Genomic DNA, 13,437 nt, shown 5'->3' on the forward strand with positions numbered 1-13,437 from the left:
GCCAGACTGGATCAGGCTGCCTGACGCAGCGGCTCGGGCTCGGGCGAAGCTGCCAGTTCGGCGACGGTCGCCGCCCGGCTGACGGTCGCGACACCACCGCGCTCGGTGTACGTGGCTGGCGGGAACGCCATCCACTTCGGCACCCAGCCTTCGACCTTGGCGCGTCCGTTCTCGCCCGTCAGGCAGTCGCGGACGATCTTGCGCTTGACCTTGCCGGTGGCAGCCTCGTTGGCCTGCGCCACGCTCTCGCCCGCCACGTCCTCCAGAACCAGTTGCAGCACCTCGCGGTCGCGGATCATGTCGAGCAACGCGTCATCGGCCTGCCAGACCTTGGCCATGTCGGTGCCGAGCATTGAACCCAACATCTCGATCAGCGCGCTGCCCGCCTCGAGCGTCTCGCCCATGACGATCGCCGCCACGTCCAGCACCGCGGGATCGGGAAGCTGGATCAGCCGGGCGAACAGTCCTGCCAGGCCATGCTCGCCGTCATAGCCGCCGGTCACCGTGGGCGTCTCGGGATCGAACCCGAGCCCCGCCAGTACCGCCCGCCGCTTCTCGTCGAACGCCGCTTCCGACGCGCTGCTCTCCACGCTCTCGGCAATCGCATCGCTGGCGGCACGCTGCGCCTCGACCCGGACGTTCCATAGCGGCGAACCGACGATGGCGTGCGCCACCATCAATCGCAGCGCGAGCGCCGGGCTGCCTGCAAGATCCGCCCGCACGGCTGCGTGACGATGCAGATCGACATAGTTCTGAATCGGGCTGCTGACCTCGGGCCGCACCGGCTTCTCGATAGCCTCACCCCGCTCGCGCTTCCGCGCTTCCTTGAGCGAGATATAGCCCTCGTGAACCGCCACGTCGCCGCGCGCGCTGACAGCGACGAACACCTTGCCGCCCTTGCGCTTTGGGCACCGCTCATGCTCCCAATTGTGGAACGGCTCGCCGGTCGGCAGCACCACGACCTCGGTCCAGCCCGCCTCGCGATAGTTCTCCGCCTTCGCCTCGACGGCAGCGGTCTGCGCGGTCCAGAAGCTCGCGCTGTCGGCGAAATACCGCTCCTCGCCGAACAGGTCGGACACGATCTCGCCGGGATAGTCGGACACGTCGAACAGTGCTGCACTGACCGGGATCGAAGCGCCGCCGAACAGCCATGCCTTGAGTTGATGCCCGGTCGGGCAATAGACTTCGGAATCGTCGAGCAACGCCAGCCATTCCCGCTGCCGTGTCTTGGACGCGAGAGTCAGATGCCGCACGGTCGAGACGTCTATGTCGCCCTTGCGGTACAGGTTGCGGATGCGGGGCAGCAGGTTGCCCAGCGCCAGCGTCCGCTTCACCTGCAACTCGGTCAGCCCGAAGGTGAGCGCGATGCTCTCGGGCGAACGCCCCTCGCGGACCAGCCGCGTGTAGCTCTCCCATCGGGTCACCTCGTCCGGGTCCAGCCGCGCGACGTTCTCGATCAGCGACGCCTCCAGCGCCGCTGCGTCGTTGCCCGCCGCCATCACCGCGCACGGCAACGGCTCACTCTCGCCGCTCTCCTCTGCCAGCGCGCGCGCCGCATGGTAGCGCCGCTTGCCCGCCACGATCTCGAACCGGTCCTCGGCCTGCGCTGGCCGCACGATAAGCGGAACCAAGATGCCCCGCGCCCGGATCGACGGCAGGATGTTGGTGATGTCCGGCTTCCCCTTCGCCCGCATGTTCGCAGCCGAAACGGAGAGATTGGCGATGTCGATATGCTTGAGTTCCATGATCCTTCACTCCTCTTCAAACACCGCAACCGGCGCCGGAATGGCGGGGTGGGCGGCAGGAGCGGACCGGCAGTCCCGCCGGCAGAGGCGGGCCGCACCCGGAGGGCCGAAACGAAGAGGAGGAGCCGAGCGTAGCTCGGCTTGCGGCACGCCGCGGCGGGACTAGAGGGTAGCGACGCCCACCCCGCCAGATCGAAGCCGGAGGCCAACGCCACCGCGCCCAGGCGCGGTGACCGCAGCAGAGTCAGCGCGCAGCGCTCCCGGGGCTCGCGGAGCCCGAAAAATATGCACTCTCGAATCCGGACGTCCGGCGCGGCGGCGTGCGCGCGCATGCTGTGCGCCAGCCGCCGCCGTGCCCTCCGGCCGGATCGAGTGTGCCACGCGGACACCAAAAGCACCGCGACCTCTGGCAGGTTCGCAAGACCCGCCAGTGTGCGCTCAACTGATCCCCGCGTTCTGTTTGCCGGCAGGAGCCGGCCCTCGCGTCATGCGATCGAAACCCGGACGGGCCGAGACGCCGCAGAGCGACTCGGCGCCGCGATTCGCGGCGTAGAGCGCGGTCACGCCGCAGGCGTGAGACGCCATGGGACTTTGCCCGTGATCACAGCAATCTACGCTGGGGTGCCTTTATCGCGCCTAACACCGCCAATGCCCCTACGTGCCCCCGAGAGGGTCTTTTCTCCTGCCGAATTCCGTCTCAACTTTGCCGAGGGAGCACCACTCAGGCGTACTCAGTTCAAGGTGATACCATGCAGACCGACAGCCCCGACCGCATTCTCCGCCTCAAGAGCGTCCTCGCCCGTACCGGCCTCAGCCGATCGACCATGTACCGGAAGATGGACAACGGGACGTTCCCGCGGAACATCAAGATCAGCACACGTTGCGCAGGTTGGCGGGAATCAGCTGTCGCAGATTGGATGAGGAATCCGATGTTCTATCGTGCCGGCGACTGAGCCTCGTTCGCGTTCTGGCGGTAGGGCGTCTGCGCTGCCGTCGCTCGCTTCCGCGGAGTTGCTGCGCGCGCTGGATGAACCTGAGGATTGTCGCCAAGGGTTGCTCAATCCAGCAGCGGCCTGAGCCCGATTCGGATCGCCGACTATTGCGCAACCGCCGGCAGCGGTGGCAGCCCCGTTGCCACCTCGACCACAGCCAGCAAGCCACCCGATCGGCCGGCGATTGAACCACTGCCGGCATGAACGCTCAACAAAATGAATGGTGAGGTCTAACGGCGATAGAATCGTCAAGAATGAAAGTATTCGATGAATCTCTGAGCGAGCAATTCCAATTGCCCAAATGCGCAAGACGGTTATGATGACGATTACGGGCAAGGATTGGGGGACCAGGCCATGCGGACATTGATTTTTCTCGCCGCCGGCATCTTGGCGTGCCCTTCCGCGGCTTCGGCGCAGGAGATGAGCGTCGACGAGATGATTCGCAGCATCCACCGCACAGCGGGAACGGAAGCGCGCTCTGGCGACGCCGCTCCATCCAACACCCGTACCTTCACGATCGAGAATGGCGTGGACGATCGCACCGGAAACGGCCGCCGGCCCGCCGATGTCGTGGCCCCGCCACCGCCTCGACCTGTGCCTTCCCCGGTCGCGTCGAATCCCGCGACATGCACGGTTGCGCTCAATTTCAATCTGATCCTGTTCGATCGCGGCTCCGCCCGGATATCCGCCGACGACCAGACCCAGAAGACCTTGGGTGCCCTGACGACAGCGCTCGTCACACCCGAAAATGCGCATGTCCGCTTCTTCGTCCGCGGCCATACCGACGCGACGGGCAGCTTCGAGACCAATTTGCGGCTGTCGCAGGCGCGCGCGGAAGCCGTCGCGCAGCGGCTCATCGTGGGCGGCGTTCGCGCGGATCGCGTTCAGGCGCGAGGGATGGCCACGACGATGCCGATCGACGCCACCGATCTGACCAGCTTCAAGAACCGGCGCGTCGACATCTGCATCTGAAGCTGACCGGCGCCTACTCGACGCGGAAGGTGAGCGTGTCGGTCGAAAGCGTGGGGTCGGCGGCGAGCGCGGCGTCGACAAGCTGTCCCGCCGAACGGAACCCGTCGAGCGGATCGAAGTCCGAATCGGGGACAGCGCCGGCGATGCGCTGAACAAAGTCCTCGCGAGCGGCGAAGCAGGTGAACCACTCGCCCGAACCGCTTTTCTCCGGCTGGATCACATAGGGATCCTGCTCGCCCGGCATCCGCAATATCTCGCCGGGTGACAGCCGGTAGGAAGGACGGAACCGGTTCGGAAACACGCGTGTCACCTTGCCCGCGGCATCGGTATAATAGCAGGCGACATAGGCGGGTTCGGCAACGGTTACCTGGAATCCCAGCTTGTCGCCTTTCCTGACCCTGGGTATTGCGTTGGGCGCATAGCGGAACGGCCCCGGCACGCCGGACACCTTGACCGCGGGCCTTCCCATGGCCGGCCGGTTCATGGGCGCGACCACGTCCTCGAGCCGCATCAGCGCCTCATAGAGTTCGAAGCGAACCAGCCCGCTCGGCGCCAGTCCTTGGCTGTGCTCGAAGGCAGTGATCGCCTGTTTGAGCTGAACCTCGTCCGGGTTCGCCGGGGCAAGGCCGCGACGCACCAGCTCCGCGACGACAAGGGCGCGCTGCTGTGGCGCCTTCATGCGCGTGAAGCTCTTCCAGCGCGCATCAGTGGTTTCCGCGTTCGCCACGCGCGCCAGGCATGTCGCATAGGGCACTTGCGCCAGCGAACCGACCGCCTCGATCATCGCCAGATCGATCAGTGCCTTCACCCCGGCCTGGGGCCCCTCCGAGCGCGACGTGGTCATCGAGAGCGACCCGCCGAGAAAGCTCAGGAAGCCGCTCAGGAACCGCGACTTGCCTTTCGCTTCCAACCTCAATGTTCGCGAATGATAGGTGCCGTCGATCAGCTCCTGGTTGGGCCCGATCAGATAGAGCGAGACCGTCAGGTTCGAGATGCCGGTCCGGTTGGTCGCCGTGCCGCCGATCGCCGAAGCGATCGAGACGCCGCCTCCCGTGTCCTTGGTTTCGATCTGCTGCTCGAACCCGGTTACCGAGCCTCCCGTCTGAAAATAGCCCTGTTGCTTGGGGACGCGCGCCGGATCGAGGATGAGCTTGAAGAAGTGGCTCCGCTGCGACATCTTCGTCGCCGCGCCGATTATCATGTCGCGCGTAAACCCGCCCTTTTCCGACGGATCGGCGATCGGCACGGGCACCAGAATGTGCCCCGCCCCCACCGAATTGCTGCGCGACAGGAGCTCGTCCATGCACTCCAGCGCCGGCTCGAACGCGCTTTCCGCGTCGACCGGCGCAGCTTGCGCCCGCCCCGGATGGGGCCGGCTTTGCGCCAGGGACGGCGTGGCGGCGAGGGTCGCGATAGCGGCAAGTGCCGCCGTCCCGCATCGGCCCGCCACAATCAACGCTGCACCTCGTTGAAAAACGGCGGCAGCCGGATCGCTTCCCCGATCTGCGGGCACTGCGTGCCGTCGCTGGTGCCCATGAAGTAGATATCGTTGGCGACCACCGCCATGCCCGGCCTGCCGAGCACCAGTTCATCCGGGCGCGGCTGCGCCAGCCCCTCGCGCGTGCTGGCCTGGGCGTCGGGCAGCGTGCGCGGGTCGCAGCGGACGATCTGCGGCTTGGGCGGCGCGACCATCGTGCGCAGCATCTGCGTCGCCGTCACCACTTCGAGCGAGCTCTGCGTCGACTGCGTGCCCAGATCGAGTTCCTGCGTCCTGAGCCGCGCCATGGGTGCGGGGGTGGGAGGGCCGGACAGTTCAGGATCGTAGCGCGGCGGATCCGCAAGCTGGGCATTCGCGGCGGACGCCCAGGTCAGGGCGCCCGCGAGTGCCAGGAAAACAAGGCCGGTGCGCATTGCTTTTCCCCTCAGCAGCCGCGGTTCGTCGAACCGAGAATGATCGTCGAACGCCCCCATGGGTTGAAATCGGTGGCGACCACGGTGCCAGCCGAGACGAACAGGCTCACCGATCCCTGATGGCCCGGGCCCGCCGACGCCGAGCTGATCCGACTGCCGCCGCCCGGAAGAAGCGAGACCGAGGCCGCAGTGCGGATGTTGCTGGACTGCCGCGCATCGCCATGAACTTGGCCGCAGATCGTCGACTCCGCGATCGATGCGCGCGAAGCCGCCCCGGCGGCCACCGCAACGCGAAGCCCGCCGCTAGAGCGCTGATATACCGAGCCATCGACCTCGGCGCCTTCCTGGACGCTGCTCGACACGATCGTCGCGCGCGAGTTCGGCCCAAGCGCGACCGCCGCCATCGTCGAGACGTCGGACCTCTGCTCGACGTCGCCGCTGATCTCGGCGAGCTGCGCATGGGCGGCCGGCACCATTGCCGGCGTCAAGAACATCGCACCCGCAACAAGAAAGACGGTCGTCCGCATGTTGATTCTCCCAGATGCGCGTCTCACTCGCCGCGCTCCCAAATACGTATCGGGTGGGGCAAATCGAGCATGTGCACGTTCCTCTCGATTTTCCACTCCTAAATTTGCTCCACCTTGAAGGAAACGCTGCGTTGTTCGCGCACTGCCCGGCCGGCCAGTCTTGAATCGGCGTCGGTAAGCGACCGGTCCCCGCCCCCGTCGGTGGTGGCGGTAACGAGGAATTCGTATTTCCCGGCAGGCGGGGTGATCCGTAACCCGCCCGAGCGCGGCAGCCGCGCCCGCTCGCCGGCGCGAACGCGGATCGGCTCGCCTTCGGCACGGGCGGGAATCACCGGCGTGATCTTGCCCGACGGATCGCGCAGCCAGACGCGGACCGCCGCGTCACGCGCCACCGAGACCGTGAGCGAAATGGTGTCGCCGACGGCATAGACTCCCGCCGGCCGGTCGACCGCGACGTTCAGCCCGATCCCCTCCACCGGGCTTGCCGCGCCGATCGCAGCCGCCGACATCAGCGCCGGAATCGTCAACCAGATGTTCATTTGCGCTGCTCCTCCCGAACGCGCTCCGCGCGCTTCAACAAGGCCTCGGCGCGGCCCAGGTCCGCAGGGACGCCGAGTCCGTCGCGGTAGATTTCCGCCATATCCTCGAGCGCCGCGGCCGATCCCTTGTCCGCGGCGGCATTCAGGAATTTCAACGCCGCACGCATCGAATCCGCATCACCCGGCCCCGACAGCCACAGGTCGCGGCCGTGAGCGGCCAGCCCGTCGCGGTCGCCGGCAAGCGCCGCGCGCTTCCAATAGGCCGAAGCGAGGCGATCGCCGCCGTTGAGCGCGTGCGACTGCGCCGCGAGAAACAGCGCACGGCCCGACTTGGGCGTCGCGGCGGCCGCGGCGCCGCACCGCTCGACCGCCGCGGCAATGCCCGTGCGGTCGCGCGCCGCCTCCGCCTCGATCGCTTCCAACGCGGCTTCGCAGGCCCGCAACGGGGCGTCCCGCGCGCTTTGCCACCAGCCCATCCCGGCGATGAGCAGCAGTCCAGTCGCCGCCGCTCCGGCCAGAACCTGCCATGTGCGGAGCCCCCGGCTGCTTGGCTGCGCGACGCCATCGCGCTCCGCGCTGCCCCACAGGTCCGACAGCTCGGCGAGCTGCTCGGCGGCGCGAACAAAGATCTTTCCCGATTTCTCCGCCGCAGCCAGCGACGCGCGCGTGGTCTCCAGCGCCGCGCGCAGATTCTCGCCCGCGCAGGCAAAGACCAGCGGCGGCCCATCGGCGTCGAGGCTCGCCAGCACACACCGGACCTTGGCATCGAACCCTTCGACCGGCGCCAGCGCCCCGCGCCCGCCGCACGGAAGGCGGCCAGTGGCGATCACGCGGCCGGGCGGCGCGGCATATCGCGCGCGCTTGTCGGCGAGCGCAAGCGCGAGCCCGAACGACATGCCCGAAAAGTCGCGGCGCAGGAACCGGACCATGACGCCGTCCAGCCGTCGCTCGTCCGCCTCGTCGGCGCGCGCGTCGGTCAGGATGTCGAGGGCGTCGCCGCGCTGCTGGCCCACCGCGAACCGCTCTTCGCGATCGAGCGCGGGCATCCGTTCGACACGCACTTCGGTCAGCACGGCCTCGCCGAGCACCACGATCGGAAATGCGATCTCGGCGACGGCCTGGCGGGTCATGAATCAGAGAAATCCCAGCGACAGGCTGTGATCGCGCAGCCGGGCCATCGGCGATTCGGGCTGCTCCCAGAACGCGTCCACGCCGCCATCGCGATCCGGCTCGCCCGCCAGCCAGGTGACGCCGCCGCTGTCGACGAGCCTGACCTTGGTCCCCACCGGGATCAGTGCCAGCGCGTCGGGGGACAGCGCGACGCTGATCAGCCAGTCGCCCGATCCCGGGGCCTGCAGGATCCGGATGGTGACACCGGCTTCTCCAAGCACCAGCTCGTTCGAATTGCCGTCGTCGGCGGCGCGCCGGAGAAACTCGCGGCCAAACTGCCTGTCCGACCAGTGGCTCTCCAGCTCGGCGAGCACCGCGCGCCGCGCGGCGACATAGGCGCGGCGCGCCGCGGGCGAGGTCCAGACCAGCGCGGCGTCCTCCTCGCGCCACGGCTCGCCGCGCGCATAGGCTTCGAGACGGGGCCGTGCGACTTCGAGCGCGTCGGGCTCCGCCGCCTCGTGCTGGCGGTTGAGGATCGCGGCGAGCGCACGTATCTCGGAACTCGTCATCGTACCGCCGCCATCATGCGCTCACGCAGCTTGCGCGTCACACAGTCGGTGAGCTGCGCTTCGGCTTTGACGCGGATGTGGTGAAATCTGCGCCGGTCCATGCCCGCGCGCAGGCAAAATGCGGAGACCGTCGTGTCTCCGCGATGGAGCGACGTCTCATAGACTTCGGCGAACGGGCTCACCAGCGCCTTGGCGCACTCGCGCAGATAGGCGAGCCCCCGCTCGAGATCGGGAAGCATCTCGACGTCATCCTCGGTTACCTCGAGGACTTCGTCGGGTTCGAAAAAGTCTTCGCAGAACTGCGCGAAGAACCCCTTCACCCGATCGGCCTCGCGCGGGAGATTGTGATCGCTGGCATGGTGGGCGCGGACATGCGCCGCGACCAGCTCGCAAAGCTCGTCCGAATAGCTTGACGCGGGATCGTCATATGCGGCGTGCCAGCCCGCCCCGTCGCGGACCAGCGCGACGATCGGCCGCAGCCTTTGCCAGGTCTTCGCGCGATTCTCTACATCGGCGGTCGCGCGCAGCCGCATTCGGTAGAGGCCGCTGCGCAGGCAGGCCCAGGCCACTGCGCCGCCCTCCTTCCCCGACAGGCGCTCGCGCGCACGAATCAATTCTTCCCGCATCGGGTCGGCATCTCCAAAAAGGCTGATCGCGGCGGCGTACATGCTGCTGCGGCCAGGGCCGGCCCCGCCGCGCTCCTGTGCCGCGATGGCAGCGCGGATCCGGTCGAGCGCGCGCGCGGCGCGGTCGACGAAGCGAGTCCAGCATGGGTCGCTGGGTTCGCCGGCGGTGATCGTCGCTTCGATCACGTCGTCGGCAAGCGGGACCACGATATTGAGCACCGACCGGCTCATGCTCGTCCAGTTGGACTCGAGCCAATGGCGCTCGTCCTGCCCCAGTTGCGTCATCATGCCCCCTTGTCGATGCGCGAAGCTATCGGCACAATTCAGCGCTCACAAGTACGGAATCCCGACGATAGCGCCACCGCGAAGCACAAGGGCAATGATCCTCGGAGAATTTGTTTCACGCCACGCGCCTGCAGAATAGCAACGGACGATCATCGTCCCTTCAATTCAATGCTCGTGATGCAGGTTCATTCTGGCGGCAAATTCCTTGTCATCGAGGACGATCATGCGGCGACGCTCTGCGGAGCCGATGGTGCCGCAGCTCGTGATAACCTTGGCGTCATATGCCGAAGCCGGGATGAAACAATCGCGTTCGCTCGAACCGATATGGCCGGTCACGGTAATCGACAGGATGTCCGGGTTCTTCCGAGCATCGATCACCGTCGGGCTTTCCACACGCGCTCCCATATAGCCGCCGTCGGATAGATCGCGCCCGCTCGGGGGACCCGTTATGTCGACGGAGCTTTTCGCCGCGAGTTGCGCCTGCGCCGGGGCGATGGCCGCGCTCGCAGCCAGGAATGCGATGAGCCAGGTCGAGCAGCGAAGCATCCACATAGCTTGTCTCCTTCGGAACCCTGGAGCGGGCCGATAAAAAACCCCTCCCCGAAGCTTGTCGGGGAGGGGCCGGAGGAACTCGGCTCAGCGCTTCGGCGCGCCGATCGAGCACTGGCTCGCCGAAGCGGTCGAATTGTCCCCCAGGACGATCGCCGCCTGGACGTTGCTGCGGCAGCGCATCCGCAGATTGCCGCCCACATAGGTCGATTCGTAGACGATCCCCTGGTCGGCGCGCGCCGTCGAGCCGTCGCCGAGCACGATGCTGGCGAGCACGTTGGTCTGCGCATCGATGTCGACATCGCCGCCGATATAGGTCGAGGGCGCGTTCGAGCTTTCGATCGACTCCGCGCTCGCGGCAAGCTGCGCATGAGCAGGAGCGGTCGCACCGAGGACGCCGGCCAAGGCAACGGCAACGGCCGTCAGACGAATGTTCAGCATGGTTCCCTCCATCAGCGAGGCGGGAGCGCCTCTGACCAGATATCAAGGGGGCCGGTGAAGGGGTGTGCGCGCCGCCCCGAAAAAAGTTTTCGAGGCACGACCGAGTTCCAGGATTTTCTCGCGGGAAACCTGCCCGCAGAGAATAGCTCTGACTGGATAGTCGAAGCCTCGATCTGCGCAGTTGCATCGACAATGGCATGGTCGCGCCTTGCAGACACCAGGCCATCTGCCTATGATTTCATGTAATCTGCGACTCTTTCTGGGGTGGAGATTTTCGCGGACAAGGGGGATGCTGGAGATGAGCGGGGCTTCACGCGTCATTTTCTGTGGTTTGTTGGCCGTGATTCTGGCATTTTTCGCGTGCGTTGCTCCGGCGGGCGCGACGCCTGAGACTTCGGTCTCGAAGGTCGCGCTCATTATCGCCAATTCCAAGTATGAGCAGACTCGTCCGCTGGCGAATCCAGCCGCCGATGCTGCGCTGATCAAGACGACGCTGACCGCGCTGGGGTTCGACACCATCAAGGTCGTCGAAAATGGCACCCGCAGCGGCATGGAGACTGCGCTGCGCGACTTCAGCGTTCTCGCCGACAAGGCCGATGTGGCGGTGATTTATTATGCCGGCCACGGGATGGAGGTGAGCAACACCAACTATCTCATTCCCGTCGACGCCCGCCTCGCGCGCGACCGCGATGCGGAAATGGAAGCGATCAAGCTTGATACGCTCCTCCAGATGACCGAAGGCGCCAAGCGGCTGCGGATCGTGATCCTGGATGCATGCCGGAACAATCCCTTTGACACGACGATGGTCCGAGCGGGCGGCAGCCGCGCGGCGTCGCGCGGGCTGGCGCCGATCGAGCCGGCAGGCGAAAGCCTGGTCGTCTATGCCGCCAAGGCGGGCAGGACAGCGGCGGACGGAAGCGCGCGCAACAGCCCCTTTGCCCGCGCGCTGGCGCGGCGCCTCATCGAGCCCGGAAACGAAATCAATCTCGTGTTCCGCAAGGTCCGCGACGACGTGCTGCAGGAGACCGCGGGCGAGCAGGAGCCATTCACCTATGGCTCGCTGTCGAGCCGGGAATTCTATTTCCGGCCGGCGGCAGCCACCGCCTCGGTTGCGCCAACGCTGACGCTCGACCTCGAAGCCGAAGCCTGGTCGCTGTGTCGCGCCGGCGCGTCGCGCGCGCCCTGCGATTCCTATCTTACCAGATACTCGAAGGGGAAATTCGCCGATCTGGCGCGGACGCGGCTGGCCGATTTTTCCGCGACATCGGCCGCTCCGGCCCCGGTGCCGGCACCGGAACCTGCGCGGGTCGCGTTCCCGGCCGAAGCCGTCTCCGGCCTGGGGATCAGGGTCCGGCCGAGCGACGACGGAGCAGGCATCGCGGTCGACGCAGTGGATTCGCGCGGACTCGCTTCGGGTCAGTTATTTCCCGGCGACGTGATCGTCGCAATCAACACCGCGGCGACGAGCCGAAGCGCGTCTCCGGCAACGCAGTTGTCAGGAGCGCTCGGCGCGCAGGGCCGCGTCAAGCTGCTCGTCAAGCGCGGTCCCAGCACAGCGATCGTGATCCTTCGCAAATAGCGCGAACAAATACAGCGAGGTAGCAGGAGATGACAATGAAGAGCGTTACCCTGGTGCTGGCGATGGCGGCTGGCGCGCTGGTCTCGACGCCTGCTCTCGCTCAGAAGACCGCGAAATATGACGCGCGCTTCCAACCCAAATTTCCCGCCGTCTCCGACGCCGAGACAATCGGCGTTCTGAACTTCAACGGCAAGGATGGCGAAATCTTCGCGTCGACGCTCACTGCCTCGCTCCAGTCCGCACAATTGGACGGCCGCTCGATCTTCACGGTCAAGACGCTCGACAGCATGAACTATCGCTCGGTCACCGACATTTCCAAGGCGGAAGTGGCGGCCGCGATACGCCAGGGGCAGAAGCTGGGCGTCAAGGTGATCTTCACCGGCACGGTCGGATCGGCTTCCATAAACAGCACCGATTTCATCAAGCAGGAGCAAATCTGCGCCGAGAGCGCGGGCTTTTTAAAATGCAAGCGCTACGAGACGCGAAACATTCCGTGCACCAAGGTCGTCGGCCAGTATACGGTCACGCCGCGCGCGGTACGCGTCGAGGGCGGTGCGATCATCTATTCCCAAACGGTGTCCTCACAGGGGGAGTATACGGTTTGCGGCGGACAGCTACAGAGCACCGGGAGCTTGGGAGACCTGCTCGGCGGCCTGTTCGGGAAGAAGAAGACCGAGCCGGCCAAGCCTGTGGTCGCGTCGCCCGACGCGCTGCTCAATGCATTGCGGACCGAGGTTGCCGACAAGATCCGGATGGATGTGGCGCCGTACAACAGGTCGGTCACTGTGACCTTCATGGACAAGCCGGGCAAATTGCCCAAGCCCGAATCGGAGCAGTTCTCGAACGCAATCGCCTTTGCGGCGGCCGGCCGCCTCGACCGGACCTGCGCGATCTTCGAGACGCTTTTCGCCGGGGCCAACCAGACTAACATCGCGATTCTCTACAATATGGGCGCGTGCCAGGAAGTACTGTTGCCCGAAGATCCTAATGCGGCGCTCGAATATTATTCCAAGGCGGACCAGTTGCTCACCAAGCCGAACAAGTTGGTGTCCGAGGCCTATTTCCGCACCAAGGCCGCCGTGGGCAGGGACAGGTCGCTGGCAAAATAGGATTGGGCCCGGCCAATCGACCAGGCCGACGCGACATCGAAGTCGGGTAAGGAGGTCAGGCGCTGCTAGAGCCCATAGGCAGCAATCAACCCTCCCCTGGTCCGCCAAACAGCGGCGGGGACCGCAAACGCTCGGCCGTTAAACCTTCTTTTCTCTGTGTGACTCTTGCCTGTGCCCGCCGGTCGAAGCCGAGAGCACAAGTTCGAGAGAAATTTGATGGTATGTTCAATGGTATGAAGTGTCCCGTCTTATAGATTATACAATACTATCAAATAGATATCCTGCGTTTCCGCCTCCCGTAGGGGTCACCAGCGATTTCAATCGCTTAGCTGCTTAATGGCTGCACAAACGTGCAATTTACTGCAAAACCGTAGCTGGAAATCGACGGACTTTGACGGATTGGTCTGGGGCCCATGGCGTCGATATCCGCAGCTTGCGGGACCCTGGCGAGTGTCTGATTCGTACCCCAGACTCCGCCTTTCC

The 13,437-nt window shown here is 65.8% G+C and carries 14 protein-coding genes; 4 read left to right on the forward strand and 10 right to left on the reverse strand.

Annotated features, from left to right (window positions below):
* Window positions 1-11: 11 nt before the first annotated feature.
* The gene (locus ACG3SL_RS12665; protein ID WP_448661507.1) at window positions 12-1,745 is read right to left on the reverse strand and encodes a ParB/RepB/Spo0J family partition protein; all 1,734 of its coding nucleotides are present in this window, start codon (window positions 1,743-1,745) and stop codon (window positions 12-14) included.
* Between the two features lie 749 nt (window positions 1,746-2,494).
* On the opposite strand from ACG3SL_RS12665, the gene ACG3SL_RS12670 reads away from it, so the two are divergent.
* Together ACG3SL_RS12670 and ACG3SL_RS12675 are read left to right on the forward strand one after the other, a co-directional pair.
* Window positions 2,495-2,698 carry a helix-turn-helix transcriptional regulator gene (locus ACG3SL_RS12670; protein ID WP_448661508.1) on the forward strand — a complete coding sequence of 68 codons (204 nt, stop codon included), beginning with the start codon at window positions 2,495-2,497 and terminating at the stop codon, window positions 2,696-2,698.
* A 393-nt stretch (window positions 2,699-3,091) separates the two neighbouring features.
* Complete coding sequence (locus ACG3SL_RS12675; RefSeq protein ID WP_448661510.1) at window positions 3,092-3,709, forward strand: OmpA family protein; 618 nt, start codon at window positions 3,092-3,094, stop codon at window positions 3,707-3,709.
* A gap of 13 nt (window positions 3,710-3,722) precedes the next feature.
* On the opposite strand, the gene ACG3SL_RS12680 is transcribed toward ACG3SL_RS12675, so the two are convergent.
* From ACG3SL_RS12680 to ACG3SL_RS12720, 9 genes are all read right to left on the reverse strand, one after another.
* Window positions 3,723-5,012, reverse strand: a complete 1,290-nt coding sequence (locus tag ACG3SL_RS12680) for a DUF4384 domain-containing protein (RefSeq protein WP_448661511.1) — start codon at window positions 5,010-5,012, stop codon at window positions 3,723-3,725.
* A gap of 149 nt (window positions 5,013-5,161) precedes the next feature.
* Window positions 5,162-5,620 (reverse strand): hypothetical protein, encoded by a 459-nt coding sequence (locus ACG3SL_RS12685; protein WP_448661512.1) that lies wholly within the window; start codon window positions 5,618-5,620, stop codon window positions 5,162-5,164.
* A gap of 11 nt (window positions 5,621-5,631) precedes the next feature.
* On the reverse strand, window positions 5,632-6,147 hold the full coding sequence (locus ACG3SL_RS12690; RefSeq protein WP_448661513.1) for a hypothetical protein: 516 nt from the start codon (window positions 6,145-6,147) through the stop codon (window positions 5,632-5,634).
* 98 nt (window positions 6,148-6,245) lie between these two features.
* Window positions 6,246-6,686 (reverse strand): DUF4384 domain-containing protein, encoded by a 441-nt coding sequence (locus tag ACG3SL_RS12695; protein WP_448661514.1) that lies wholly within the window; start codon window positions 6,684-6,686, stop codon window positions 6,246-6,248.
* Complete coding sequence (locus tag ACG3SL_RS12700; RefSeq protein WP_448661515.1) at window positions 6,683-7,816, reverse strand: hypothetical protein; 1,134 nt, start codon at window positions 7,814-7,816, stop codon at window positions 6,683-6,685. The genes ACG3SL_RS12695 and ACG3SL_RS12700 overlap by 4 nt, the downstream gene beginning before the upstream one ends.
* 3 nt (window positions 7,817-7,819) lie before the next feature.
* Complete coding sequence (locus ACG3SL_RS12705) at window positions 7,820-8,365, reverse strand: hypothetical protein (RefSeq protein WP_448661516.1); 546 nt, start codon at window positions 8,363-8,365, stop codon at window positions 7,820-7,822.
* A complete protein-coding gene (locus tag ACG3SL_RS12710; RefSeq protein ID WP_448661517.1) occupies window positions 8,362-9,279 on the reverse strand; it encodes a hypothetical protein in 918 nt (305 codons plus the stop codon). The genes ACG3SL_RS12705 and ACG3SL_RS12710 overlap by 4 nt, the downstream gene beginning before the upstream one ends.
* Before the next feature lie 162 nt (window positions 9,280-9,441).
* Window positions 9,442-9,828, reverse strand: coding sequence for a hypothetical protein (locus tag ACG3SL_RS12715; RefSeq protein ID WP_448661519.1), 387 nt, complete (start codon window positions 9,826-9,828; stop codon window positions 9,442-9,444).
* An 84-nt stretch (window positions 9,829-9,912) separates the two neighbouring features.
* Entirely contained in the window at window positions 9,913-10,266 is a 354-nt protein-coding gene (locus tag ACG3SL_RS12720) for a hypothetical protein (RefSeq protein WP_448661520.1), read from the reverse strand.
* Between the two features lie 289 nt (window positions 10,267-10,555).
* Between ACG3SL_RS12720 and ACG3SL_RS12725 the strand changes: the two genes are divergently transcribed.
* Both ACG3SL_RS12725 and ACG3SL_RS12730 read left to right on the forward strand, forming a co-directional pair.
* Entirely contained in the window at window positions 10,556-11,845 is a 1,290-nt protein-coding gene (locus tag ACG3SL_RS12725; RefSeq protein ID WP_448661521.1) for a caspase family protein, read from the forward strand.
* 35 nt (window positions 11,846-11,880) lie between these two features.
* The gene (locus tag ACG3SL_RS12730) at window positions 11,881-12,954 is read left to right on the forward strand and encodes a hypothetical protein (protein WP_448661522.1); all 1,074 of its coding nucleotides are present in this window, start codon (window positions 11,881-11,883) and stop codon (window positions 12,952-12,954) included.
* Window positions 12,955-13,437: the final 483 nt, after the last annotated feature.

This window comes from Sphingomonas degradans (genome assembly GCF_053502645.1).